General features: G+C 41.5%; 25 protein-coding genes and 2 pseudogenes. 3 read left to right on the top strand and 24 right to left on the bottom strand.

The genetic code is table 11. From position 1 onward, the window contains the following. Positions 1 to 21 precede the first annotated feature (21 nt). The 9 genes and pseudogenes from larE to P9989_RS04460 all read right to left on the bottom strand — a co-directional run bounded on the left by larE (position 22) and on the right by P9989_RS04460 (position 8,590). Positions 22 to 779 (bottom strand): annotated as a pseudogene (gene larE, locus P9989_RS04500) (ATP-dependent sacrificial sulfur transferase LarE). An 87-nt stretch (positions 780 to 866) separates the two neighbouring features. Beyond that, the gene (locus P9989_RS04495; protein ID WP_283077621.1) at positions 867 to 1,652 is read right to left on the bottom strand and encodes an SDR family oxidoreductase; all 786 of its coding nucleotides are present in this window, start codon (positions 1,650 to 1,652) and stop codon (positions 867 to 869) included. Between the two features lie 28 nt (positions 1,653 to 1,680). Further along, entirely contained in the window at positions 1,681 to 2,676 is a 996-nt protein-coding gene (locus P9989_RS04490; RefSeq protein ID WP_283077620.1) for a 2-hydroxyacid dehydrogenase, read from the bottom strand. Between the two features lie 30 nt (positions 2,677 to 2,706). After that, on the bottom strand, positions 2,707 to 4,236 hold the full coding sequence (locus P9989_RS04485) for a tripartite tricarboxylate transporter permease (protein ID WP_283077619.1): 1,530 nt from the start codon (positions 4,234 to 4,236) through the stop codon (positions 2,707 to 2,709). Between the two features lie 11 nt (positions 4,237 to 4,247). Further along, the gene (locus tag P9989_RS04480; RefSeq protein WP_283077618.1) at positions 4,248 to 4,721 is read right to left on the bottom strand and encodes a tripartite tricarboxylate transporter TctB family protein; all 474 of its coding nucleotides are present in this window, start codon (positions 4,719 to 4,721) and stop codon (positions 4,248 to 4,250) included. Positions 4,722 to 4,772: 51 nt separating this feature from the next. Further along, positions 4,773 to 5,780, bottom strand: a complete 1,008-nt coding sequence (locus tag P9989_RS04475; protein ID WP_283077617.1) for a tripartite tricarboxylate transporter substrate binding protein — start codon at positions 5,778 to 5,780, stop codon at positions 4,773 to 4,775. 78 nt (positions 5,781 to 5,858) lie between these two features. Then, positions 5,859 to 7,028 carry a UxaA family hydrolase gene (locus P9989_RS04470; RefSeq protein WP_283077616.1) on the bottom strand — a complete coding sequence of 390 codons (1,170 nt, stop codon included), beginning with the start codon at positions 7,026 to 7,028 and terminating at the stop codon, positions 5,859 to 5,861. Next, entirely contained in the window at positions 7,029 to 7,328 is a 300-nt protein-coding gene (locus P9989_RS04465; RefSeq protein ID WP_283077615.1) for a UxaA family hydrolase, read from the bottom strand. It abuts the gene before it with no gap. Between the two features lie 14 nt (positions 7,329 to 7,342). Next, positions 7,343 to 8,590, bottom strand: coding sequence for a nickel pincer cofactor-dependent isomerase, group 22 (locus P9989_RS04460; RefSeq protein ID WP_487247022.1), 1,248 nt, complete (start codon positions 8,588 to 8,590; stop codon positions 7,343 to 7,345). 381 nt (positions 8,591 to 8,971) lie between these two features. Here P9989_RS04460 and P9989_RS04455 point away from each other — a divergent pair, with 381 nt between their 5' ends. Further along, positions 8,972 to 10,687: an IlvD/Edd family dehydratase gene (locus P9989_RS04455; protein WP_283077613.1), complete on the top strand. Its 1,716-nt coding sequence runs from the start codon at positions 8,972 to 8,974 to the stop codon at positions 10,685 to 10,687. A 59-nt stretch (positions 10,688 to 10,746) separates the two neighbouring features. On the opposite strand, the gene P9989_RS04450 is transcribed toward P9989_RS04455, so the two are convergent. The 4 genes from P9989_RS04450 to P9989_RS04435 all read right to left on the bottom strand — a co-directional run bounded on the left by P9989_RS04450 (position 10,747) and on the right by P9989_RS04435 (position 14,219). Continuing rightward, positions 10,747 to 11,655: a fumarylacetoacetate hydrolase family protein gene (locus tag P9989_RS04450; RefSeq protein WP_283077612.1), complete on the bottom strand. Its 909-nt coding sequence runs from the start codon at positions 11,653 to 11,655 to the stop codon at positions 10,747 to 10,749. Positions 11,656 to 11,684: 29 nt separating this feature from the next. Beyond that, positions 11,685 to 12,767: an Ldh family oxidoreductase gene (locus P9989_RS04445; protein WP_283077611.1), complete on the bottom strand. Its 1,083-nt coding sequence runs from the start codon at positions 12,765 to 12,767 to the stop codon at positions 11,685 to 11,687. Next, positions 12,760 to 13,443 (bottom strand): RraA family protein, encoded by a 684-nt coding sequence (locus P9989_RS04440; RefSeq protein ID WP_283077610.1) that lies wholly within the window; start codon positions 13,441 to 13,443, stop codon positions 12,760 to 12,762. Before P9989_RS04440 ends, P9989_RS04445 begins: the two co-directional genes overlap by 8 nt. Positions 13,444 to 13,505: 62 nt before the next feature. Further along, entirely contained in the window at positions 13,506 to 14,219 is a 714-nt protein-coding gene (locus tag P9989_RS04435; protein ID WP_283077609.1) for a FadR/GntR family transcriptional regulator, read from the bottom strand. A gap of 190 nt (positions 14,220 to 14,409) precedes the next feature. On the opposite strand from P9989_RS04435, the gene P9989_RS04430 reads away from it, so the two are divergent. Further along, positions 14,410 to 15,021, top strand: coding sequence for a FadR/GntR family transcriptional regulator (locus P9989_RS04430; RefSeq protein WP_283077608.1), 612 nt, complete (start codon positions 14,410 to 14,412; stop codon positions 15,019 to 15,021). Positions 15,022 to 15,169: 148 nt separating this feature from the next. Here the strand turns inward: P9989_RS04430 and P9989_RS21600 are convergent. The 10 genes and pseudogenes from P9989_RS21600 to rraA all read right to left on the bottom strand — a co-directional run. Continuing rightward, positions 15,170 to 15,443: pseudogene (locus P9989_RS21600) on the bottom strand (UTRA domain-containing protein); the annotation flags it as partial. A 139-nt stretch (positions 15,444 to 15,582) separates the two neighbouring features. Continuing rightward, entirely contained in the window at positions 15,583 to 16,239 is a 657-nt protein-coding gene (locus P9989_RS04425) for an HAD family hydrolase (RefSeq protein ID WP_283077607.1), read from the bottom strand. Between the two features lie 60 nt (positions 16,240 to 16,299). Beyond that, on the bottom strand, positions 16,300 to 16,956 hold the full coding sequence (locus tag P9989_RS04420) for a transaldolase family protein (protein ID WP_283077606.1): 657 nt from the start codon (positions 16,954 to 16,956) through the stop codon (positions 16,300 to 16,302). A gap of 77 nt (positions 16,957 to 17,033) precedes the next feature. Continuing rightward, the gene (gene srlD / locus P9989_RS04415; RefSeq protein ID WP_283077605.1) at positions 17,034 to 17,819 is read right to left on the bottom strand and encodes a sorbitol-6-phosphate dehydrogenase; all 786 of its coding nucleotides are present in this window, start codon (positions 17,817 to 17,819) and stop codon (positions 17,034 to 17,036) included. A gap of 18 nt (positions 17,820 to 17,837) precedes the next feature. Next, complete coding sequence (locus P9989_RS04410; RefSeq protein ID WP_283077604.1) at positions 17,838 to 18,203, bottom strand: PTS glucitol/sorbitol transporter subunit IIA; 366 nt, start codon at positions 18,201 to 18,203, stop codon at positions 17,838 to 17,840. An 18-nt stretch (positions 18,204 to 18,221) separates the two neighbouring features. Beyond that, on the bottom strand, positions 18,222 to 19,241 hold the full coding sequence (gene srlE / locus P9989_RS04405; protein ID WP_283077603.1) for a PTS glucitol/sorbitol transporter subunit IIB: 1,020 nt from the start codon (positions 19,239 to 19,241) through the stop codon (positions 18,222 to 18,224). Then, positions 19,234 to 19,794, bottom strand: coding sequence for a PTS glucitol/sorbitol transporter subunit IIC (gene srlA, locus P9989_RS04400; RefSeq protein ID WP_283077602.1), 561 nt, complete (start codon positions 19,792 to 19,794; stop codon positions 19,234 to 19,236). Before srlA ends, srlE begins: the two co-directional genes overlap by 8 nt. Then, on the bottom strand, positions 19,794 to 20,240 hold the full coding sequence (locus P9989_RS04395; RefSeq protein WP_283077601.1) for a transcriptional regulator GutM: 447 nt from the start codon (positions 20,238 to 20,240) through the stop codon (positions 19,794 to 19,796). The genes srlA and P9989_RS04395 overlap by 1 nt, the downstream gene beginning before the upstream one ends. Continuing rightward, on the bottom strand, positions 20,237 to 21,211 hold the full coding sequence (locus tag P9989_RS04390) for a sugar-binding transcriptional regulator (protein WP_283077600.1): 975 nt from the start codon (positions 21,209 to 21,211) through the stop codon (positions 20,237 to 20,239). The genes P9989_RS04395 and P9989_RS04390 overlap by 4 nt, the downstream gene beginning before the upstream one ends. 292 nt (positions 21,212 to 21,503) lie before the next feature. Further along, positions 21,504 to 21,983 carry a ribonuclease E activity regulator RraA gene (gene rraA, locus P9989_RS04385; protein ID WP_283077599.1) on the bottom strand — a complete coding sequence of 160 codons (480 nt, stop codon included), beginning with the start codon at positions 21,981 to 21,983 and terminating at the stop codon, positions 21,504 to 21,506. A gap of 283 nt (positions 21,984 to 22,266) precedes the next feature. Between rraA and P9989_RS04380 the strand changes: the two genes are divergently transcribed. Then, positions 22,267 to 23,661 (top strand): FAD-binding oxidoreductase, encoded by a 1,395-nt coding sequence (locus tag P9989_RS04380; protein WP_283077598.1) that lies wholly within the window; start codon positions 22,267 to 22,269, stop codon positions 23,659 to 23,661. Between the two features lie 166 nt (positions 23,662 to 23,827). Here the strand turns inward: P9989_RS04380 and P9989_RS04375 are convergent, their stop codons facing one another. Then, positions 23,828 to 25,132 (bottom strand): aspartate aminotransferase family protein, encoded by a 1,305-nt coding sequence (locus P9989_RS04375; RefSeq protein ID WP_283077597.1) that lies wholly within the window; start codon positions 25,130 to 25,132, stop codon positions 23,828 to 23,830. Positions 25,133 to 25,139 lie beyond the last annotated feature (7 nt).

Here is a 25,139-nt window from a genome sequence, read left to right as displayed (position 1 = left end):
ATCTTCCTCCCGGTTTTTGTATTAAGATAAAGTCCGTATTTCTGCACCAGTTGTTTTATAACCCAATATTTCATTCATACTCCCTGTACGGTAACCCTGGAGATCTAGGGATACATAACCTAGTGAAGTAAGATAGGAATTTATTTTATCACGATAAACTAATAACTCGGCACTTTCCTCTGGAGTTACTTCGATCCGGGCGACCTCCCCATGGTGACGTATACGAACCGTATTGAATCCTAGTTTAGTTATAAACTTCTCTGCTTGGTCTACCTGTTCAATTTTATGCTTATTCAGTTTTGTTCCATATGGGATTCTGGATGCCAGGCTGCATGAGGCAGGTTTATCCCAAACTGGAAGATCAAGTTCTTTTGCTAGGCTGCGAACTTCCTGTTTATAGAAGCCGGCTTCCTGCAGTACACTGCGAACCCCCGCTTTTCAGCCAGCCGATTTAAATGGGAATAGAGTAATTTTTTACTGTAGTACCAGCTATCAGGGGTGTTAGCTACTATTCCTTCATCTTCTAGTTCTTTTATTTCTGTTTGATAGACACGTACGCCCATACCCTCTGCAAGGCTAACGGCACCCTCAAATTCTTCATTGCGAAAAAGTTCGGATGCTACCACAACAGCTAAGACATTAGAAGATCCCAATTCCTGCTGTGCTCTTTTTAGTACTAAGGTGCTGTCAACTCCTCCGGAAAAGGCGATAATAACCCGGTTCATTTCCTCAAGAATCTCACCTAGGTGGCGGTTCTTCTCATTAACTGTTTTATTCATATTACTCGCCCCTCTTTGTTTTTAGTTAGAACACTAAAGGCATGTATCCCGAAAGAATACATACCTTGTATTGCTGCTTACCATTATTCAGATAGATTTCACCATACCACCATCAACAAGCAGTGAGCTCCCCGTTACATACGTGCTAGCTTCTGACACCAGGAAAGTTACGACCTTCGCGAACTCTTCAGGTCTCCCATATCGTCCTAAGGGTATGTTTCTTTTAGAGGCTTCCTCTATTTGTTCTTGAGAAACCCCCTGGTTATTAGCTTTCATTTGGTCCAGAGCTGCTACACGGTCTGTAGCAATTCGGCCAGGCGCAACAGTATTTACTAGAATATTATAAGGGGCGAGCTCTTCAGCTAAGCTTTTTGCTAAACCCACAATACCTAAACGGAATGTATTGGATAGAATTAAACCCGGTATTGGTTGTTTAATTGATGATGAGGCTGTGTTAATGATTCGTCCACCTTCTTTTTTCAGATCCGGAAGTACTTCTCGAATAATACGTATATAGCTTAATAGATTTAATTCAAATGCTTTTTGCCAATCATCGTCATCAAATTTATCAAATGTTCCTCCAGGAGGGCCTCCTGCATTATTAATCAAAATATCAATTTTTCCGAATGTTTCCCTGGTGTTTTCTACGAGTGATTGAATGTCTTCCACATTTGTAATATCCGCTTGAAAATACGAAACACTTCCTTTACCAAGTTGCTTTAATTCTTCACTTACGCTTTTTAATTTCTCTTCATTACGACTGGTAAGCATAACATCAGCGCCTTCACTAACCAGTTGAGCAGCAATCGCTTTTCCTAATCCCTGGCTTGATGCAATAACCAAGGCTACTTTCCCACCCAAGTTCAAATCCATTTATTACTCCCCTTTCTCCGGTTCCTTTTCACCTAACCTCATTTTCTACCTTTGGTTTTCCCACACCATTAACCACGAAATTAGGTGCATTTCCTTCATCCACTCGTTTTATATTCTCAAATGCCATTCGCAGAACCCTGTTTAACGTATCTCTAGTTCCTGCTCCAATGTGGGGTGTTGCAATCACATTTTCCAATTTCAGCAGCGGGTGAGCTAGCTCCGGTGGTTCCGTTTCCCAAACATCAATACCAGCCCCTGCAATGACTTCATTATTCAGTGCCTCTGCTAACGCCTTTTCGTCAACTATTCCTCCTCTTGAGACATTAATCAGCACAGTATTTGATTTCATCAATTGTAGCTCCCTCGCTCCGATTAACCTTTTTGTTTCAGGGACAAAAGGGATATGAAGGCTGATAATATCAGATGTCTTCAACACTTCTTCTAACGGGAGATAAGCGGCGTCTAATTCTCTTTCCGTTTCCGCTGGAGCCTGAAATTTATCATAATAGACGACATTGGTTCCGAGTGCTCTTGAGCGGCGGGCTGTTTCTCTGCCTATATTGCCAAACCCGATAAATCCATGGGTCTTACCTTCCATTTCAAACGATGAAGGCCTCAATTTCCACATTAACCATTTACCAGACTTGGTCTCTTGATTGAGGAGCGGCAGCTTTCGATAGAGGGATAGAATCATGAGAATTGTCAGTTCCGCAACCCCTGCCGCGTTTGCCCCAGGGGTGTTAGCAACAGGTAATTGGTATTTCTCCGCTGCCTCTAGATTAATATTATCCACCCCTATCCCCGTCTTCTGAATGAACCTTGCCTGTTTCGCCCGTGATAGGATATCCTCATCTAGTTTTTCTGTGGCAACCAGCAAGTATTCCGCTTGTTCAAGACTGCTTTTCCTTTCTTCCCCCATTTCAGTCCAAAACTGCAAGTCAAATCCCTCTGGCTTGTTTTCATGTAAAATCTGTTTGAATTGATCAAACACTTTATCAAAATAGATAATTTTTTTATTTTGCATGGTTAGGTCCACCTCATTTCTATTTATGAATTAGACACTTTCTTGTTCTTCCACTGAAAAGTTATTATTCTCCTGCCTTTTTTGTCTCCATTTAAGAAATAAAGGTGACAATAGAGAAATGATGATTAAACCTAGTAAAACTAAGCATATCGGTCGAGTAAGATAATAAGTAAGTAGATTCCCTTCTGCCATTAAGATTGACTGTCTAAACCCATTCTCAGCAATTGGACCTAAAATCATCCCTAAAATAACAGGAGCCGGGTGAAAACCAGTTTTCCTCATCAAATATCCAACCAACCCGAATGCGATCATCACCCAAACATCAAACAAATTATTATTAATGGAAAATGACCCTACCACACAAAGGCTGATAATAATTGGCATTAACAGCTTTTCAGATATGCCTGAAGCTTTTATGAAAAATTTTGCACCTAGCAAACCAACGATCCCCATCAAGATATTGGCTAGCAAAAAACCAAAAATCACGGAGTAAGTAATATTAGCGTTTGTAGTAAACATCCCATTCCCTGGGACAAGACCGTGGATCATAAGGCCACCTAGCATTACTGCGGTTGTCGAGCTGCCGGGAATACCCAAAGTTAATAATGGAATTAATGCCCCACCCGTAACCGCATTATTGGCAGCTTCAGGTGCGGCGACTCCTTCTATAGCACCAGTACCAAACTTCTTTTTATCCTTTGAAAAACGCTTTGCCTCATTGTATCCAACCCAGGAACCTACATCTCCCCCAGCTCCTGGTAGCAGACCAACGAATACACCTAGTCCAGAAGAACGAAGGATGGTAACAAAAATGCTCTTAAACTCTTTAATGGACGGAAGAACTTTTCCAATTTTGCCGATTACCGATTCTTTTTTCTCTTTCCCTTTGTTTTCCGCTAACATCAATACTTGTGATAGGGAAAACAACCCAATTAAGGCCGGAACTAGTGAAATCCCTGATTCTAGTGACATAGACCCGAAGGTGAATCGGGGAAATCCTGTTAAAATATCAACCCCGATTGTACCAATAAGTAAACCAAGCGCCCCGGAGGCAAGCCCTTTTGCCATCGATTTACCTGCCAGGCTTCCAATAATCGTTAATCCAAAAACACCCAGCAGAAAATATTCAGGTGCACTAAATGCTAAGGAGACTTTGGCTAATGGTGGAGCCAGAAACAGCAGGGCAACCCCGCTAATCGTACCGCCGATCATAGAAGAAATGGTAGAGACCCCAATTGCTTTTCCGCCTTGCCCCTTTTTGGTCATCATATATCCATCAAGACTAGTAGCTGCGGCGGCTGGCGTACCAGGTGTATGAATGAGGATAGCTGAAATGGAGCCACCATAAACCGCTGAGGTGTAAATAGCGGCCAGCATCATCAACCCCGCAGCGGGGTCCATTCCGAATGTAACCGGGACCAGTAAAGCTACCGCCATTGTCGCACTAAGCCCCGGAAGCGAACCGACAATAATGCCGCCAACTACCCCGATAAACAAAGCAATGATAGCCTGGACTGAAAGTAGATTTTGAAATACTTGAATCAGTAGATCCGTATTCATTCTTTTCCCCCCTAGTCAAAAAAGATGCCTCGTGGAAGCTGGACATTTAATTGCATGACAAAAAGCAAATAAATGAAAAGATTGATCCCGACAACCGTGTATAAGTATGATTTCCAGTCTTTTACACCCCTGTACAACAAAAACCCTGACATAAATAATACCGTCGCAGGGAAAAAGCCAATTAATGAAACAAGAACTCCGTAGACGATAACGATTCCCAGTACAACGAGAGGTGATTCAAGCAGTTTCATGCTTAAATCTTCTTCTTCATCGTCATATTCCACTTCCTGCCCTGACCTCTCTTGTTTTGTCTTTTTCAACCCATTAATGATAATGATCACAGCAAATAGAGCAAAGATTGCCAGGACACCGCGTGGGTATGATGCCGCCTGATCCGCGAGGTCCAAAGAATTTATATAAAAAACCACGCAAATGGCCACAATCGCACCACCAACAAACACATCCTGATGGATCTTATTGGTCAAGTTAACCTCCTCCTTTTTAAGAGAGGCCGGACTAAAGTCCGACCATATTTACTACCAACCTAGAAGATCGCGTAGATCTTTAACGTCCTGCTCATCTTGTTTTAACGACTCCATGTAACTTTCTCCCTCCAAGTAATTAACCTCCAGTCCCATTTCGGACATTTGCTCAATTTGCTTTTCATTTTTAATACTTTTTTCTAATGCTTTTTGGAGAATTTCAATTTTTGCAGGATCGACCCCTTTTGGTGCAGCCAGCCCACGTGATGACCAGGAGTAAACTTCGTGTCCCTTTTCAGCTAACGTAGGAACCTTTTCTAGAAACGGCGAGCGTTCCTCTCCCATAGTCGCTACCACCTTAAGCTTCCCATCCTTATGGTAGTTAAATACTTCACCCACATTCGCGAACAATACATCGATATGGCCGCCAAGGACTTGTGCCCGGCTGTCCGCAGACCCTTTATTATGAACCGGTTTAAATTTTGTTCCAAGTTTGTCATTCATTTTCAATGAGGCATAATGATCATCACTGCCAACCCCAGTAGAGGTTACGGTTAACTCATGTGTTTTCGCATATTCGATTAGTTCTTCGATATTAGAGAAGCGATCATCATCAGGTCGGATAGCTATCGCACCAGCATCCGTAACATGATTCGCAATCGGAATAAAGCTTTCAAGACTTTCATCACGATTAAAAGCCGGATTTAAATAGCCTGTCATTAAGTTTGGGGAGTTAATATACCCGATTGTATAACCATCAGGTTCTGCATTAGCTAGTTCAGTCCATCCGACCCATCCGCCGCCGCCAGGCTTATTCACGATATTCACGGTTACACCCAGCTCCTCTTCCAAGTAAGGCTTCAAGATACGTGCTCCCGTATCGGTTCCACCCCCAGCTGCGTAAGCGACAATTATGTCGATAGGTTTGTTAGGATACCCTTCTGCGCCTGATCCCTCAGATGACCCTCCGTCACCTGAAGAAGCACTTGAACCACCACCGCAGGCAGCTAACACAAGAATTAATCCAAAAATAGCAAACATGGAAAATAACTTTTTCAACATCATTCATCTCCTTTAAGATTTAATGGTTGAGCTATTTGCACTTCAGACTTTCCCCCCTTACTTTAAGCGCTTACATAATTAAGGCAGCCGTGTGATACAAAACTGCTCATCATGTCCTAATATTTCCGACTTTACCTGCTTTCCTGAAGCTACTTCTAGAATTTCCTGATAGATTCCTTCACCTGATTGCTCTAACGTTTTCTCTCCATTTAAAACAGAACCAGTATTAATATCTATGTTTTCTTTCATTTTGCTGTAAGTTTTCGAGTTTCCAGTGATTTTAATGACTGGAATCCCCGGAAAGCCTGTGGGAGTTCCACGGCCAGTTGGGAACAAAATCATTTGAGCGCCTGCTGCCACTTGTCCTGTTGAAACTTCTCCATCATGACCAGGAGAATCTAGCAAGAACAAACCTTTTCCGTCAGGTTGATGACCGTATTGGATGACTCCACTAAACTCGGCATCACCCGATTTCTTCATACTTCCTAAAGACTTTTCAACAACACTTGATAAACCTCCGTCATAGTTTCCTTTTGAAATGAGATGTGTTCGCTTTTTATTGGTGGAATTTTGTGTCTGTCTTTGCAGTTTTTGTTCAGTAAGGTTAATCGTTTCTTTAATCGAATTCGCTACCTCATCGCTACTCGCCCTTCTGGCAAGGATATCTTCTGTTCCAATTAGCTCCGTGATCTCACTTAAAATAGAAGAACCCCCTTGATCGACTAGTTTGTCTGAAGCGTATCCCAGTGCTGGGTTTGCAATCAGTCCAGATGTCATATCAGACCCACCGCAGTTTAATCCAATCATTAATTCACTAACCGGAAATTCTTCTCTTGCTTGCCTGGAAGCAATTTGCTGCATCTCCCGTGCAACCTTGCTCCCTTTTTGAATGGCAGATAAAGAATCACCTTCTTCTTGAATTACAACAGTCTCTAACATTTTATTGGATGGTGCAATCCCATCTGCGAGTTCATAAGGAGAAAAGCGCTCACACCCTAACCCAACTACAACGACACCAGCAAAATTAGGATTTTTCCCAATTGCAATCAACGTTTTAGCGGTTACCTCAAGATCTTCCCCAACTTGACTGCACCCCACTGGATGTCTAAAGTAAACACACCCTGGTACTTGGTAAGCTATACGTTCAGCCACCTTAGCGGAGCAGAAGACAGATGGTATAACAGCGATTTGATTTCGAATACCTGCTTGTCCGTTTTTTCTGGCGTATCCCATAAAACGATCTGGCAATTATTTCAGCCCCCTTTCGCAATACATGTTATGGTTATGGATCCACCTTCCTTTTTCTACTGACGTGCTCATTCTTCCTATTTCTTCTCCATACTTTAAAACGCTTTCATTTTCTTCAATTGCCGTACATGCCAGTTTATGACCAAAGTTGATATCATCTAAAACTGTAATCACCCGTTCTGATTCTCCCAATCTAACGATGCACTTATCTCCTTTATTCAAATATGAAAGTGCGACAGCGACATTATCTTTTTGATGAATGACAAAAGCAGACTTCAATTTCTTTTTGGTCGATTCCAATATGCCCCTCCTTTTCAACGTGAAGTAACAGTAAGTTTATTTTCCAAATCATGATTCTTATCAAATGAAAGAAGGTGCCGGCCCACAACTTCAAATTCCTTGTTGCTTTGCTCTAACTCCTTCAGAACAGCTCTGGAAACAAATACGCTTTCTAAATGAAGGGTATTCGGAATTTGAACGATTTTGAGAGATTCGATATCTGTATCCGGTCCAAGACTTTGGAGGGCTGTTTCAATCGTTTCTTGTTCAGTTTCGTAGATTAGTGGGATCATCGCCCGTTGCAAGTAAGTACTGGTGAGGGCATTTGTATAGGTAGATTTCCGGTCAATTTTGTTAAACAAACGCATTGTGGTGAAATCAGCTAATCCTATCCCTTGAGCATTACCAAATGATGAGGCAGAAAGATCTAAAACAGCAATTTTTTTAATCTCTGGGCTTTCTGGTTCAGGGACTCCGTTGATCCTCCACCTTCCAATAATATTTGGATCCATTCCAGTTCCGCTAAATGTTTTGCCCATCTCTTCAACTATCAGCAAATGAATATTATCCACTGGCAGTCCTGGCATCATAGCTTTTGATTGTTGGAGAAGTTCCGCTTCCTGTTTATGCCAATCGCGTTTATTGATCCCTACGACCTCAGCTGTAGCCTCATAGCCATTTTCAACGACAGCCAAGCCCATTTGAATGTTACTGTTTTCCAGGGCGAATTTGGATACGCTCTCAATATTTTCGGCCATTTTTAAAGCACCGTCACTATGAACAAATGATGCCCCCTTACGCTTACCCAAGCCGATTGTAATCATCTTGCTCAACCCACTTTCGATCTTACCGCGAAATGCTGTATGAGCTTTGACACGATTAATAACGATAATCCCATTCGCAGAAAAAGCGATTTTATCCATATAAACCGGTTTTCCATTAGAAGTGTGACCAAGTAATTCTGTTTCCATGGATGATCGAATCGGGGCACCAACGGAAGTCTCTGTGATCCCCAAATGCTTTAATACGTTCAACTGTCCTCTATCAGTGGCTCCCCCGTGGCTTCCCATGGCAGGAACTAAAAACGGCTTAAACCCCATCTGCTTAAGTGTTTCTACCGCCGATCTTAAAATTTCTACTATGTTTGTGATACCTCGGCTTCCGGCTGTTATGGCGATTTCAGCATGAGCAGGCAAATGATGTACAGGCAATGTGTTCCTGATTTCTTCCTGCACTTTTCGATCTAAATCTGTTAGGGAATGACCTGAAAATTTCTGAAGAATTTCAATTAACTCAACTATGACTTACCCTCCTCTCGTTCTATGCATATTTCAGTACAACCGTTTTAATTACCATATTAATATGGTCTGACCAATTATTCCCCTTTTAAAAGATTCAAAGCTGTAAAATAGAATCTAAATGTATGGATTTGGTGTTATCATATAATATTTCTGAAAATTTTGTCAACCTGATTATAGAAGTTTTTCAAAAACCAACAGTTAACTTAGCTACCTCATATGTCTCAATATTCCCTTTATAAACTTTATCAGCTCCGAAAATTCTGAATTTTTGTTCAGTTAACCGATCATTTGTGGTACCCTTAAAAAAGAAAGATTGCATATCTTTGGTCCTACCATAATATAAAATGATTAGGAGGGAAACAAATGACAGACACTAATAAAACTAAAAAACTAACATCGTATGGTGATTCTGGGTTTAGCCAATTTATAAGGAAAGCATTTAACCGGCATCTTGGGTTTGACCCAGACGACTATGAGAAGCCAGTGATCGGTATTTGCAATACAAAAAGCGAAATCAATCGTTGTCACTCCCATATTCAACCACTCATAGAAGCTATTAAAAAAGGGGTATTATTGGCGGGCGGAATTCCACTAGAATTTCCGACCATTTCATTAGGTGAAATCAATACAAGTCCAACAACTATGCTCTACCGCAATCTTGCCGCAATGGATACAGAGGAGATGATTCGAGCCCAGCCTATTGACGGTGTTGTGTTAATTGGAGGCTGTGATAAAGTCACCCCTTCCCAGCTGATGGGAGCAGCTAGTGCAGATATCCCTTCGATTATGATTACAGGCGGACCTATGAATAACGGTGAATATGAAGGCAGAACACTAGGGGCATGCTCGGACTGCCGTTTCTTCTGGCAAGAATACCGCGGCGGTGAGATAGATGATAATCAAATTGAGGAAATTAATGAGGCGTTAGCTCCTACGGCTGGCCATTGTATGGTGATGGGAAGCGCAAGCACAATGGCTGTTTGTTCAGAAGCAATTGGAATGATGCTTCCTGGCGGTGCTGCTATTCCAGCTACGGAAAACAAAAGACTGAATCACGCCATAGAGACAGGCAAGAAAATTGTAGAACTAGTTGAAAAAGAACTAACACCATCCAAAATAATTACAAGAAAATCCCTTGAAAATGGTATTCGGGCTTTGATGGCCGTTGGAGGATCAACCAACGCTGTCATTCATTTGACAGCCGTCGCTGGGAGACTCGGTATTGAATTACCTCTTGATTTGTTTGATCAATTAAGCAGGACTACTCCTTTTATCGCTAATTTACGCCCCGCTGGCCAATATCAGATGGAAGATTTTTATAGGGCGGGTGGAACTCCAGCTGTTCTAAAAGAATTGAAGCCGCTACTCCATTTAGATGAATTAACCGTCACAGGGTCCCCCCTAAGAGACAGTATTGATGATGCGAACGTTCCTGAAGTATACCGGAATATTATTACCCGTTTTGATGCCCCTTTACATACAGAAGGGGGAATAGCTGTATTAAAGGGAAACCTTGCCCCTAATGGAGCTGTCATAAAACCAAAAGCAGCTTCACAAGAACTCCTAAAACATAGTGGTAGAGCAGTCGTTTTCAGTTCTTCTCAAGACTTAGAGAAACGTATAGATGACCCTGAGTTGGATATTAGTCCAGACGATATCCTGATTTTACAAAATACAGGTCCTGTCGGAGCACCGGGAATGCCAGAGGCCGGGATGCTGCCGATTCCGAACAAATTGCTTAAGCAAGGAGTCCGGGACATGGTGAGAATTTCCGATGCCCGGATGAGTGGCACAGCATTTGGAACCGTAATCCTGCACGTGGCTCCTGAATCAGCTGTCGGCGGGCCGATTGGTTTAGTAAAGACAGGAGATTTTATTGAACTCGATGTGGAAAACCGTAAATTAGAACTTCTAGTATCTGAAGAAGAATTGGAAAAAAGACGTTCAGAGTGGGAAGCACCTGTCATAGAAGGCAGGGGATATACGAAACTCTATCAGGAATGTGTCCTACAAGCAGATAGAGGCTGTGACTTTGATTTTCTGCTTGCTGCTACAAAAGAAAAAGCAACTACAAATTAAATCCATTAAAAAAGGCTATCCTCAAGGGGGATAGCCTTTTCCATTGAAGTGTTAAACTTTTAAATCATTTGCCTGCTCAACGCTTCTTTTTTTGACTTAACTTTTAAATCTCTTACTGGGTTTGTCAATTTAGTAAATCCATCAATTTGGCATTCTACGACGTCGCCGTCCCTAATGACACCCGCCCCGGGAGTCCCTGTTGAAATAATGTCGCCCGGTAATAACGTCATGACTTTTGAATGGAAGGACACCAAATCCCATGGACGGAATGTCATGTTAGAAACGACATTTTTCCTGTGAAGCTCGCCATTAATAACGGTTGATACATGCAAGTTCATGACCTCATCTACTTCATCCTCTGTTACAAGTTCCGGTCCAAAACTGAAGAATGAATCAAAACTCTTCGCCCTAGTTAAATACCGTGGATTTAGCTGCAGGATGTCTTCTGCAGTCATATCAATAACCGTTGTAAAGCCTGCAATTACATGTGGCGCCTCTTCTTCACTGACATTTTTGCACTCTTTTCCAATTATGATACCTAATTCCGCTTCAGCCGTGGTCCGGTCAGATTGGTGTGGTATTTTAATACAGTCTCCGGGTCCAATAATAGATGTATCTGGTTTCATAAAGCTTGCTGGTTCCTTATTTGGTGCCTGCTCACTAAGATCAGATGCATGTTCCACATAGTTCAGACCAATTCCCCAGATTTTTCGTGGCTGTCTGTATAATGGTCCATTTTCAATATCTTCATGAAGGATCACTTCATGAAAATCATTTAACTCTCCTTCACCTCCGGACCGGTACCATTCTTTCAAGTGTTCCAGTTGTCCTGTTTGAACGAGGTCAAATACATTTATACTCCAGTTCAAGTTAAGATTACGATTGATCGATTCTACTAGAATAGCACCTTTTTGTGTAATAACAGCCGCCTTCTCTTGTCCATTTCTTTTGATTGTGGCTAATCTCATACGAAACTCTCCTTTTTTGAATGGTGGTATTATATATTGATCCTAAAGCTTTGAATAAGCTCAGGTTCGACACTATATCGTTCGGCAACCTCTATTAGCTCATCAATAATCTCTCTTGATAACGGTATGCCATTTTCTTCTCTTTCCTTCATTGTTTCCATCTCTACTTCTCCAGGCAGGTAAATCTTCTCAGCCCCCTCCATCAACGGAACACCTCTAATCTCCCGAATCATTTGATCAATTCTCTCTTTAAACACATCTAAGCTTTGAAAAAGGTCTGCACGCATGACTAAAAAGAATTGGCCAACGTTTTGAGAATGATCTAATTGTTTATATAAATCCCCAATATAAGGTCCAAATGCAGCCCCGGTGAAAAGAGCTGACAGTGTCTCTACTAAAAAGGCAATTCCATATCCTTTGTGCTCACCAACCGGAAGGACTACACCATCTAAGGCTTCAATTGGATCTTGCGTTGGAACCCCTTCAGAAGATAGCGCCCATCCCAACGGTATTTCCTGATTATTTTTTTGCGCTAATATAATCTTCCCCCTGGCTACTTTGCTCGTCGCCATATCAAATATTATATTGGATTCGTTTCCAGCAGGTATTCCATATGAAAATGGATTCGTCCCAAAAAAGCGGCCTTTACCTCCCCATGGAGGCATATTTGAAGGGGCATTTGTGGTGGCGATTGCAATACAGTCATTATCAACTGCTGTTTTTACGTAATCAGTCAACATCCCACAGTGATTGGAATGGTGAACCCCTACGATCCCCACGCCCGAACTTTTCGCCTTCTTTATCGCCAGTTCTATTCCATAGGAAGCTGCGGGTATTCCGGAACTATTATGTGCATCTATCAAAGCGCTAACAGGAGATTCCCGTACCAGCTCAGACCTGAACTCTTTTTTTACTAGACTCCTATCAAGCCGTTTAGTATAGATATCGACTCTATTTACCCCATGGGAATCCACCCCCCTCAGGTTGGCAAAAACAAGATGCCTGGCAATAGTTCGGGCTTGGGTTTCATCCAGACCTGCTTCACTAAAAATCTTTTCAATAAATAGTTCCAGATTTTCCTTAGGAATACGCTCCTCTTGATAATCACTCATAAACAACACAACCTTTCTTTTGAAGTACTTCATCCACCCACGCCCTGTCCCAGTCCCCATCGTAAATAGATTTGATAATTTCATCTTCTTTATCTGCTAAGGCTGCTGCATCTTGCAATACTTCTGGGACATCGTTTTTCGGCACTACTATGACACCATCATCATCCCCTACCACGATATCACCAGGAGAAACTGGCACATTACCACAGCTAATCGTCGTGTTAATTTCACCAGGGCCTTCTTTATAAGGTCCTCGGGGTGAGCCGCCCTTAGCAAAAACCGGGAATCCCATATCAGCAATCCCCTTTAGATCACGGACTGGGCCATCGACAACATACCCTGCAATCCCTTTTACTTTTGCATAGTGACACATAATTTCACCCAGAATGGCATTCCCCATGTCACCACAAGCATCAATTACAATAATATCCCCAGGCTTCGCAAGATCCATTGCCTTATGTACAAGCAAGTTATCAGAGGGATGTGTTCTTACAGTGAATGCGCTTCCAAAAACATGAGTACCTGAATGATTTACTGATTTGATAAAATGGTTCATCGCCCGCTGTCTTCCCATTACATCACCGATAATAGGTGTCGGTATTCCTTTAAATCCCCTAACAACTACATCTTCTAAACGAGGAAAGTCCTCTTTGATCCGAAAACCAACATTCATCATTCATTTCCTCCTTTTATATTTTACTATGGTCTGACCATTAAGTGGAGTAAGGAACCTTATACTTAATCCTTACTCTTAATGTGCGACCAAATTTTCCTCTCGTTCTGCGTCAAGTGATGTCTCATTGCTTCGGAGGCAGCTTTTGGATCCTTAAGCTGCAGTCCTTTCAGAATCTGTTCATGTTCTTTATAGGCTTCCACAAATCGACCTGGGACTTTCGCAGACTGCATCTTACTAATCCTCATGACTTCTTCAAATTTATTAGATACCCTGTCAAAGACATCCTTATAGATAGAATTATGTGATGCCAGGATGATTGAATAATGAAACAGATAATCTTCCTCTAATCCTAAGGAACCATCGTTATGGGCATCTACAAGATTCTGATGCGCCTGCTGAATTACCTCCATGTCTTGTGTTGTAGCTCTGATAGCTGCCAGGGCAACTGCTTCCACTTCCATCCCCCGGCGGAATTCAAGGATTTCTTGTAATTCACTACGCTCAAGCAAGTTATTCGTAACCCTTTCAGCAATACTTTCCCCATGTAATTCCTTTAAAAAAATACCGGCACCAGTTCTCTTTTCAATGATGCCATTCGCATGTAACACACTCATTGCCTCTCTAACAGCTGTTTTACTTACTTCAAATATTGTGGAGAGTTGATTCTCTGACGGTAATCGTTCACCGGGACGGATTCCCTCCTCATGAATATATTCCTCTATTGCTAAAATAATCTCTTCAAATAACCTCTTTTTTTTAATCGGTTTTAATACCATTTTTTATCCCCATTTTACTCAATTTTATGTTCAACGAATCCTTTTTATGATGGTCTGACCAATGTTAAAATTATTACTCTTATTAAAGAGTCTAATGAATTCAATCCCATGCGTCAATACCCTAATCACTACTTTTAAGTAATTATATTTGTTAAAATAAAGTTAACCTACAAAAAGACGGTGATGATGGATGAAGAACAATTATCGATTAGACTCAGTACCCAGGATGTTTGAAGAGGTAATCCGGCAAATTATTTCATATATTCAAGAGAATGAGTTAAGAAAGGGTGATAAACTACCGACTGAAAGAAAATTAAGTGAATTGCTAGAAGTTAGCCGCTCCTCTGTACGAGAAGGCTTGCGAATTTTAGAATTGCTTAAGTATCTAGAATCAAGGCAAGGCGGCGGAACCTTTGTCTCTGAACCTCCCCCATTCCTCATTCCAATGAGCCTTATTCAACAGGATCCCGGTTTGGATACGCTAAGAAATTATTTCGGTGTCGCCATAATGAGTGCTGAGAAAATCATTATCAAGTCACTTAAACAAGAAACGTCTGTAAGTCTTCACTCACGTCAAAAATTGAACTTTTGGGCTGGTTTCTCAGCCTGGATCAATGAACTTGGCAACCAACTATCTAATGATTACTACTTATCTTTATGGAACAATATCTATTTGCTGTTAAACAGTCATGAATACTTTGAAAATGTTACAACTCCCATGGAACTTGATGATTTAAAAATTGCCTTCTATAAAGAAGACCAAGAAATATTAGAGAACTTTTTCAGCTCATTTCATCCTTAATTTGCCTGGCTAATCAGTGAGTCACATATACAAACATAGAAGCTTCCCTTTTCTAATCACAGCATTGGGAAGCTTCTACGTTTTAATTAACGCATGTTCTTCTCGTGATTTATAAAAAATGACTAGTACCCTGGATGAGGAAGTGTGACTATTCATAGTTATGGGAAACCCTTCTAAAGTCAAAAGGTTGACTATTGGTTAAATGAAAAATGGTTCTACGTAAATTTCAGGGTCCCCTTTTTGCAAACCTAAAAGGCAGCCTCTTCCTCTTCAAGCTTATTAGCACAAAGGTATAAATCCGAAAAACCGATCTTTAGTCCTAATCCTTCACTAATATAATTAAAGATTGAGTCAGAAATGATCTCTCAATTTAAATAGGTAACGTTGGATTTATTGTAAAACGATTCTTCTAAGCACAAGGTTCACCCATTCATATATAGCATCCCCTCATAAAAATTCTTTCTGCATCTTACTCACTCCTTTACTTTATTACCGTTTTGTATATTCATAGTTCTCAGCAAAATCAAGCTATAATTCCCAATCATTTAAAAAGATAAAAAATTATATTTGAATTTCCTCGACCAACTGCTTCAACTTTATTTCTTCCATAGAAGATAGACGACGTTCAACCTTACAAAAGGAAAGCCCGCTTGTCACTTCATTAGGAACAATCACACAAGCCATTCCCGCCCGTTTTGCAGCCAAAGCCCCATTTGCCGAATCTTCAAACACTAAACATTCCTCCGCTTCTACTTTAAAAGCCTCGGCTGCCTTTAAGTAGAGTGCGGGATCAGGCTTCACGTTTTTCACATCATCAGCTGTTTTCATACACTCAAATTCATCAAAGATTCCTAAATTCTTTAAATGGGTAGACACCCATTTATAATGAGAACTTGAGGCCAGCCCTATCCTGAATCCCATTTCCTTTGCCTCGCTTAAATAGTCTTTTACCCCTGGTCTGCATGCCATAGTTTTCACGCGTTCTCGGAAGCGGTTGTCTATCTCTTTTTTGAGATTTTCTATATTATATTGTTTATTCGTTTTTGTTTGCAGATAAGTATAAGGACAGAAATCCGAGTCTGTGCCAATGACATCCTGCCATACCTCTAAAGGAAGTTCACTTTCATTTTCTCTGAATAACTCTTGCAGCACTTGGTATTGTGGAGTCTCTGTATCGAAAATCAATCCGTCAAAATCAAATATAATTGCCTTGAGCACTTTAGCAACTCCCTTACAACCAAAGGAGTATGCCTTATTTGCATACCCCTGGTTGTCATCTTATTTAAACGCCTGGCTGTAATCATTTTTAAAACCTTTGATAGCATCACTCGTACCTGTATGGCTGCCCATTTCACGTACCAAACTTGGTGGTGCAGTTACACTGTAGGCACCATGGAGCAGAGCATCTTCTATCTGTTTGGTATTCTTGAAGCTTGCAGCAAGGATCTTTGTTTCGATCTGCTCTTTTTCAAAAAAGCTACTCAACTTGCTAATCAGCTCAATGCCATCAGCATTATGGTTATCAATCCGATTTACGTAGGGTGCAATATAATCTGCTCCGGCTAATGATGCAAGGATACCTTGTTGGACAGTGAAAACAGCAGTAGCCGTTACCCTCACTCCCTCTTTGCTTAACATGCCGATCGCCTTATATCCCTGCTCAGATACTGGAATCTTCACATACAAAGAGTCACGGTAATTATCCAAAAGACGGTAAGCCTCTTCTTTCATTTCTATGGCATTTTCAGAAAGAACTTGCACATGAAATTCTTCATTAGGACCCAATAAATGATTAACCTCCTTTAAAGACTCCTGTGGCAAGAGGCTTTCCTTTGCTAAAATAGATGGATTTGTCGTGACCCCGGTCACTGGAAAGATGTTTTTTAGCTTTTTAATTTGGCTAAGATTTGCAGAGTCTACTAGTAGTTTCATCATTTGACTCCTTTCTGATAGAAACCTGTTCCCCGCTGCATGTCTACACCGGGGAACAAATATCACTATTTTATTCAAAATTAATGCATGACCTGTCCGCCCGTTACGTTAATAGACTGTCCAGTCATATAAGCTGCTTGATCAGATGCATAGAAAACGACTGCATTGGCCACATCCTCATAGGAGCACCCTCGCTTCATTGGAACTTTCTCTTCGTAAACCTTCTCCACTTCGTCTTCTGCAATTCCCAGTTTCTTCGCGTAAGAAGGGATTAAGCTTTGGAACATAGGTGACTTAAGCAAGTTTCCTGGCATAATACTATTGACTCTCACTCCATGTTCGGCCAAATCCAGGGCAAGACTTTGCGTTAAACCAACGCCGCCGAACTTAGAGGAAGAATATCCAGCATTGTGCTTGCTCCCCACTTTTCCTGATTTGGAGTTAATTTGGATGATATTACCCGATCCTTGTTCAACCATTACTTTAGCCACTTCTCTTGCACACAAGAAATACCCTGTTAAATTAACGTTAACCATAGACTGCCAATCCGCTAATTCAAAGCTAGTAATCTTTGTACTTTTGGCTACCCCAGCATTAAATACTAGCACATCAATTCTATCAAAACGTTCCCTCACTTGCTCTACCATGGCCGTTACCTTTTCTTCATTGGCAACATCCACTTCAACTGCGAGTGCATCCGTATCATAATCCTGCATAATCGTTTCAGCTACCTGACTGGCATTATCAAAATTCAGATCTGCTACGACAACCTTATACCCCTCTTTAGCTAACCGATAACTTAAATGTTCTCCAAGGTTTTGGGCTCCTCCTGCAACAATGGCTACTTGATCTTGATTATTAGACATAGATATGACCCTCCAAAATTAGTTTCGAATAATTTCTAAAATATCGCCCTCATGGATTTCAGGAACCTCTTTGTCTTCTAGTGAAAGAGTTCCAGGCAAGTCCGGTGTTGTATTCCCATCAAATTTAAGTGTGATATGACCTAATTGATTGAGGTTTTTATAAACGGCTTCTCCTACACCAGTAATTTCATATTCTCGATCATTGATTTTAAAAATATCATTCGCTTTGATTTGGTCTTCTAATTGATTTTCTTTATGAAGTACACAGTACTCAGCTAGTTCAGCTGGTGCATCTCCTTTAAAGAGGATAATGATTTTTTCACTAATGAATTCATTCGCTAAAGGTCCGAGTTGTGTAACTTTCGTGTGATAAATATGACTCATGGTAATACACTCCTTTAATTATTCATACATGCCGAAGCTGGCCAGCCATGCTACAAAAACAGTGGGTGCTCCGGTTAAGAACCTTCCATATAAGACAGCTGGAACACCTACCTCAACCGTTTGTGGCTCCGCTTCAGCCAGCCCTAAACCAACCGGTACGAAGTCTGCAGCAGCTTGCGAGTTGATGGCAAACACCGCCGGTAAGGCAAACTGTGGAGGGATATTTCCTCTTCCGATTTCTACACCAATCAACGTTCCTATTACCTGGGCAATAACTGCTCCTGGCCCCAAGAAAGGAGATAGCAGCGGGAAAGATACAATAGCTGATAGTAACAGCAGTCCCCAGATACTTCCGGCTAATGGGGATAGGAAGTTAGCAAAAAGGTCGCCAATCCCCGTCTCAAGAATTAAACCGATTAACATCGCAACAAACGCCATAAACGGTAAAATCGTTTTCAGAACGGTATCAATCGTTTCACGTCCGGCTTGATAAAAGACGCCGACTACATTTCCCATCATCATTCCGATTTTTGTCATCAAATTCTCAGAAGATTGCTCACTTACTTTTTTCGAAGTGTCATACTTTTCTTGAGCCGCTTCTTCTAAATCCTCTTGTTCCCTTTCTTTCTCTTCAGTTACCGATTCACTCTTTTCATCAGCATGTTGAAGCTGTTCCGATTTTACACCAGACACATAAATATCTTCTTTGATAAATTCGGCCAACGGGCCACTCGGACCAGTAGACATGATATTAATGGTAGGGATTTGTTTCTTTGGATATAAACCTGCTCGTAATGTCCCGCCACAGTCGATAATGACACAGGCCATTTCATCTTCAGGAACACTCGTTTTAAAGCCATTTACTATTTCCGCTCCTGTGATTTCAGCTATCCGCTCTGCCACAGAAGAGATCGGTCCGCCCGTAATGTTGACAATTTTATTTTTCTTTTCTGTTGGTGTGATTTCTAATGGTCCTCCAAATCCTCCTGGTCCTTTTTCAATAATCACCGTATTGTATAGCACAGTATGATTAGACACTCGTCCCTTCTCCCTTCATCGTAGTAGGCAGATTCACCTTTTGTTGTTTTTCTACATAACTCACACAAAAATCTGTTACCCAGCCTCGGAACATATTCATAACCATACCTACTAAGAAATAACGAAGGGCAAATTCAGCCGTAGAAAAACCGAGTTGTTCAATACCAGCTGCTACACCCAGAAACACAAACAGTTCTGCTGGGTTTACATGGGGGAACAACCCATTCATTGAATGACAGGAATAACTGGCTGACGCATAATAGCCAGGTTTATATTTTTCAGGTAAAAACCTTCCAAGTGATAGAGTCATTGGGTTCAATAGAAAAAACGTCCCTACATTGGGTAATACTAAATAACGAGTAAAGATATTGCCTGAAGATTTCCTTGCTAGCTTTTCCACTTTATCTTGCCCAACTAAGTGCACAAGTGCATTCATTGCAACTAGTAACATGATCAATAACGGAATGATCCCGGTAACAAATCCGGTAAATGTCTCGGCTCCTCTTTCAAACAGTCCTATAAACGCTTCGGCTGCCTTTACTAGAAAATCCATTAGCTATTCACCTCTTCTTTTCTTTTAAATACCTGTAGTACGGATTGCAAGGGACTCTTCGGTTTAGGAGGTTCTCCCCCAGCTTGAACAATCCTGTAGACATGTTGCGCATCAATAATCGCTTTAACGGTAAACCGATCAAATTGGTTTAATGATTGCTCATCTATCTTTAATAAATGCTGTCCTTCAAGTCCGTTTAAATCCTTAAATCTTGTAAAGACGGTAAGCCCCTGCATCCTTTTAACCTTTTTGATTCTTGCCTTCTGGTCAATGGAGATTAATAGAACAACCCCGGTCCTTATCAAACCTTTGGATCGTCCAATAGAGACTTTGCCTTCTTTTCTCATTTCTGAATAATATTTATTGAAGTTTTTGACTTGCCCCATCCCTAGAAGTGTTTGAATTAGAAACATGGCCGCTATCGTCACCAGTAGAGTAATGATCATGTAAGACCCCCTCCTTCTTCATCGTCAACAAATTCAAGTATGGATCTCGCTGTCTGATCATTTGTCAGCAGGTGGGTAATATAATTTCCCCTTAAGGCTCCGACGATTGAGGCTGTCTTCTCAACAGACTCTGCCACTCCAATTGAGTAATCTATTTCTTTTAACCGATCCAGTTCAATGGCTACCGTACGATCACCGACATTCCCATCAACAGGCTTTCCTTTCACGTCGTAAAACCTTGAACAAATGTCACCTATCGCCCCTTGACTCTCTAAACTCTTATAATCTTCCTCCCCTAAGAATCCTGAGAAAATCATATTGGATGAGCTTAGCTGAGTGCCGATTCCGACCACAGCGACGGTAAGTTTATTCCATAGCTCCAACACATCCTGGAAGTAAGCGGATTCAAAAATTTCATTTTTAGATTGCGTAGATGGAACAATCGCTGCCGAATCAATAAAATGAGCTTGACCCCCAAATGCCTTGGCCTGGTTATAAACAATTGTGTTCACATGATGATCAACAGGCATCTTTCCAGGTCCGCCAACTAAAGGAACAAAATCCGCTTCCCTTTTTTTGTACCGCTCCAACGCATCCACCATGCTTCCAAGCGTACTTCCCCAAGCAAAGCCGACAGTATCACCATCTCTTATCGTCGTGTTCAAAAAATTGACCGCAGCTTTACCAAGATCCGTCTTTCTCTCCCTCTCGGTCTGTTCTGGTGATGAAGGAATGACGACAGCTTCCTTAATGTTAAAGCGCTTTAATAATTGATCCTCTAAATCAACCTGTTCGGAATATTCTCCTTTAATATTGACCTGAACAATTCCTTCCTCTCGCGCTTTTTGAAGCAATCTCGTAATGGTTGTTCGATAGATGCCCAGACTTTTAGCGATCTCACTCTGAGTAAGTTGGTCCTTGTAATACATCTTGGCGACTTTAATCAAACGTCTTTCTTCATTCCAATCCATTTGTCTCCCCCTCCCTTTTCGCACATTTGTGCAACTAGTGTAAATAATGTGCATTTGTTGAGTTTTATACTATAGGACATGTGCTGGGGTGGTCAATAGGTTTGTCGGAAATTAGAGAAGATTGTGCAAGGAAAGCACAAATGTGCAAAGTATAAATACTTAGTTGTTTCGTAAAAAAAGTCCCCAAGGAGTTATCGAAAACTCCTTGAGGACTGATGACCATTCACCTATTCCTTTTACATGTCGAGTTTCATTCTCACTTTCCTTCTGTGTCTTACCTCTCACCGGTCTCCTACAATAATTGATCTTCAGAAATCAATATCCCATCTTCATCTGCATACAGATGAAAACCAGGTTCTATGTTTACTCCTGCGAATTGTACAGGAATATTTTCTTGGCCTTTTCCTTGTTTATTGCTTTTTAATGGGTTAGTACCTATGGCAAAAACCCCTATGTCCATTTCATTAATCTGTGCGCTATCCCTTATGCACCCATAAACAACAATACCAGATAGTTTTCGAGTAACTGCTATATCTGCCAAGTTGTCACCGAGAAGTGCACACTTACGGGAGCCGCCTCCGTCAACAACTAATACACTTCCTTCAGGTATGCTTTGCAATGCTTTTTTAACTAGTACATTATCCTCGTAAACCTTAACGGTATGAATAGACCCTGAAAAGGATTTTACCTTCCCGAATTGTTTAAACACCGATTCCGCTACTTGCACCTTTTCGCGGTGAGTATCGCAAATATCTGCAGTTTGAATGCTCATTTAAATTCATTCCTCCAATCATTCATTTTTATTGTTTGTATAATTGTATTATTACAATTAATTATATTCAACTTTGTTATACATAACTAGATGTTTAATATCAAGGTGTTGATAATAGCATCACGGATAAATTGACTCGCCTTCAAAAGGGATGAGACAAATGCTAAACGTCTATTTGGTCACTCCACACTCATTGTAATATTTAGACTATTTAGTATAATTTATATCAAATAACCTATTTAAATAAGTCAACTACCACCAAACTTTTAAAAGGGGACTTCAAATGAACCTAACAGAGAGTAACTTATACGAGGAATTAAGAACATTTTTACAAGAGCATCAAGTTTCAAAAAATGAAACCCAAATCGAACAACATAGTCATGACGAATCCTATCATAAAGCCAGTCCACCAGATCTAGTTGTGTTTCCAGAGAGTACTGACGAAGTAAGCGCAATTGTGAAGGTTGCAAATGCCTATCAAACCCCTATCACTCCTTATGGTTTAGGAACTAGTTTAGAGGGGCATGTGATTCCTTATGATCATGGAATTACGATAGACTTTTCGCAAATGAATAAAGTAATTGAGGTTCGGGAAAAGGATTTCCTAGTCAAGGTGCAGCCAGGCGTCACGCGTTCACAATTGAATAAAGAACTAAAGAAATACGGACTTTTCTTCACCGTTGATCCGGGTGCGGATGCTACGTTAGGCGGTATGGCTGCTACCAACGCCAGTGGTACAACGTCCGTAAAATATGGTGTGATGCGAGATCAAGTGCGTGATTTAGAGGTCGTTCTCGCTGATGGGGAAATCATTCATACGGGCAGCCTGGCACAAAAATCTTCCTCAGGTTACAACTTAAATAGTCTCTTTGTAGGTTCAGAGGGGACGTTAGGCTGCATTACAGAATTAACGTTCAAAGTGTACGGAATTCCTGAGCATATTGTTGCAGCGAGAGCTTCCTTTCCGAGTGTAAATAATGCAGTGGAAGCAGTCGTATCCATTTTGCAGGCTGGTGTGCCGATTGCCAGAGTGGAGCTTGTCGATGAGCCCTCCATGAAGCAAGTGAACATGTTTAGTGAAACGCGTTATCAGGAGCAGCCTACTTTATTTTTAGAATTTCACGGAAACGAAGCAGGGCTTAATTATGACGTAGAATTCACGAAAGAAATCGTTGCCGACCATCAGTGTGAAGAGATTCTTTTTGAAAAAGATAATGCAGCGAGGAACCGTCTATGGGAAGCAAGACACAACCTCGCTTATGCTTATGTACATGGAAATCCAGGTAAAAAGTTAATGGTAACAGATGTTTGTGTTCCAATCTCTGAGCTTGCAGGTGCGATTGAGCACGCCAGAGAAAAAGTGAATGAGCTCGAGCTTAACGGCGGAATTACTGGTCACGTCGGTGATGGAAACTATCACATTCTGCTTATGATGGATATGGATGACCCAGATGAAGTGAATAAAGCTGAACAGTTAAATGAGCAAATCGTTGACTATGCTCTACAAAGAGGAGGCACCTGTACAGGTGAACATGGAGTAGGTCTTGGTAAAATGAAATACCAGCAAAGAGAACATGGCGAAGCGTTACGAGTCATGGAAAAAATCAAGTTAGCTTTAGATGAGAAAGAAATTCTTAATCCTTACAAGCTAGTCCATCAGAAAAAGACGCGTTTATAAATCTAATATATAAATACTTTGTTCCCTTCCTCTGTCCGAAAAATGATAAAAGCAGCTCAGGGGATTCCTGAGCTGCTTTCCGAAGGTATTATAATCTAAACTATTTACAAGTAGCGAAGAAACTTTTTCCTCCCTAACACATATACAAGGTCTTCCCATCCCTACTTTATTTATTCATCACCAATTCCTTCTCATGCGCAATAACTGCTTCTTCTAAAGCCTGCAACCCCTGATCAATTTGGTTCCTCGTCACAATCAGCGGTGGAATCATCCGAATCACGTTTGCATACTTGCCTCCAAGGTAAAACAAGACCCCTTTTTCCAGCGCAAGATTGAGAATATTCATCATCCCTTCACTGTCAGGTTCTCCTGTTTCCGGGTCGACAATATCGAAGCCAATCATCAGACCGACACCGCGAACACCACCAATCGATGAATACTTCTGCTTGAGTTCATACAGTTTCTCGATAGCGTAGGCTCCTTGTGACCGGGCGTTGTCGAGCAGATCTTCTTCTTCAATAACGTCAAGAGTAGCGAGTGCGGCCGAACAGGCGATGGGATTACCGCCAAATGTTGTCGCGTGGCTGCCGAGCGGCCACTCGGCCATAAGTTCTTTTGAGGCTACGGTGGCGCTAAGCGGCATTCCGCTTGCGATCCCTTTGGCAATCGCCATGATATCAGGGGTGACCCCAAAGGTCTGGGCTGCGAACCATTCTCCGGTACGACCGAAGCCTGTCTGCACTTCATCAAAAATCAACAGGATGCTGTGTTCATCACAAATTTCCCGGACTTTTTTCAGCCAGCCAGCAGGTGGGACGACATATCCGCCTTCGCCAAGCACCGGTTCGACAATCACACAAGCCACTTCATCCGGGGTCACCTGATGATCAAACAGCCGCTCGAAATCTGCTTCCAGCTGCTCGATACACTGTGCTTCAGCGCCATCCTTAGGTTCGGCATAAGGAATTTGATAAGTCAGCCCATTCGGCTGCTGAAATTTGCGATATTTACTTTTTGATGTACTGACACTGAGAGCTCCCATTGAACGACCATGGAATCCTCCGGTAAAAGAGACCGCATAGGGACGTCCGGTCACGTGACGCGCCAATTTAAGAGCACCTTCAATGGCTTCAGCCCCACTGTTTCCATAAAAGAAACAATCGAGTTTTCCAGGCAATCTCTCCCCCAGCCGTTTGGAAAGTTCAAGAATTGACTCATACATAATTACACCAGACGGACCGTGTGTCAGCTGGTCCGCTCCGTCTTTAATCGCCTGGACTACTTTAGGGTGGCGGTGACCTACGTTGGTTACGGCGATCCCTGACGTAAAATCAAGATATTCTTTGCCGTCTTCTCCGTAATAATAACAGCCTTCTTCTTTCACGACGGGCAGATTCGGATGATCTTTTGCCATGCTTGGGGCAAGTAAGTTAGACATTTGCGGGAATAATTCTTTCAGTTTACGAGACATGTTGAAC

The sequence above is a fragment of the Halobacillus naozhouensis genome, assembly GCF_029714185.1.
In the GTDB taxonomy this organism is placed as follows: Bacteria; Bacillota; Bacilli; order Bacillales; family Halobacillaceae; genus Halobacillus_A; species Halobacillus_A naozhouensis.
This window is presented reverse-complemented; position numbering and strand designations above follow the sequence as displayed.

Bases quoted from the DNA above. Each gene is read 5' to 3' on its own strand.
- P9989_RS04495 (WP_283077621.1), bottom strand. From the start codon at position 1,652: ATGGATTTGAACTTGGGTGGGAAAGTAGCCTTGGTTATTGCATCAAGC.
- P9989_RS04490 (WP_283077620.1), bottom strand. From the start codon at position 2,676: ATGCAAAATAAAAAAATTATCTATTTTGATAAAGTGTTTGATCAATTC.
- P9989_RS04485 (WP_283077619.1), bottom strand. From the start codon at position 4,236: ATGAATACGGATCTACTGATTCAAGTATTTCAAAATCTACTTTCAGTC.
- P9989_RS04475 (WP_283077617.1), bottom strand. From the start codon at position 5,780: ATGTTGAAAAAGTTATTTTCCATGTTTGCTATTTTTGGATTAATTCTT.
- P9989_RS04455 (WP_283077613.1), top strand. From the start codon at position 8,972: ATGACAGACACTAATAAAACTAAAAAACTAACATCGTATGGTGATTCT.
- P9989_RS04450 (WP_283077612.1), bottom strand. From the start codon at position 11,655: ATGAGATTAGCCACAATCAAAAGAAATGGACAAGAGAAGGCGGCTGTT.
- P9989_RS04445 (WP_283077611.1), bottom strand. From the start codon at position 12,767: ATGAGTGATTATCAAGAGGAGCGTATTCCTAAGGAAAATCTGGAACTA.
- P9989_RS04440 (WP_283077610.1), bottom strand. From the start codon at position 13,443: ATGATGAATGTTGGTTTTCGGATCAAAGAGGACTTTCCTCGTTTAGAA.
- P9989_RS04435 (WP_283077609.1), bottom strand. From the start codon at position 14,219: ATGGTATTAAAACCGATTAAAAAAAAGAGGTTATTTGAAGAGATTATT.
- P9989_RS04430 (WP_283077608.1), top strand. From the start codon at position 14,410: ATGAAGAACAATTATCGATTAGACTCAGTACCCAGGATGTTTGAAGAG.
- P9989_RS04420 (WP_283077606.1), bottom strand. From the start codon at position 16,956: ATGATGAAACTACTAGTAGACTCTGCAAATCTTAGCCAAATTAAAAAG.
- srlD (WP_283077605.1), bottom strand. From the start codon at position 17,819: ATGTCTAATAATCAAGATCAAGTAGCCATTGTTGCAGGAGGAGCCCAA.
- P9989_RS04410 (WP_283077604.1), bottom strand. From the start codon at position 18,203: ATGAGTCATATTTATCACACGAAAGTTACACAACTCGGACCTTTAGCG.
- srlA (WP_283077602.1), bottom strand. From the start codon at position 19,794: ATGGATTTTCTAGTAAAGGCAGCCGAAGCGTTTATAGGACTGTTTGAA.
- P9989_RS04395 (WP_283077601.1), bottom strand. From the start codon at position 20,240: ATGATCATTACTCTACTGGTGACGATAGCGGCCATGTTTCTAATTCAA.
- P9989_RS04390 (WP_283077600.1), bottom strand. From the start codon at position 21,211: ATGGATTGGAATGAAGAAAGACGTTTGATTAAAGTCGCCAAGATGTAT.
- rraA (WP_283077599.1), bottom strand. From the start codon at position 21,983: ATGAGCATTCAAACTGCAGATATTTGCGATACTCACCGCGAAAAGGTG.
- P9989_RS04380 (WP_283077598.1), top strand. From the start codon at position 22,267: ATGAACCTAACAGAGAGTAACTTATACGAGGAATTAAGAACATTTTTA.
- P9989_RS04375 (WP_283077597.1), bottom strand. From the start codon at position 25,132: ATGTCTCGTAAACTGAAAGAATTATTCCCGCAAATGTCTAACTTACTT.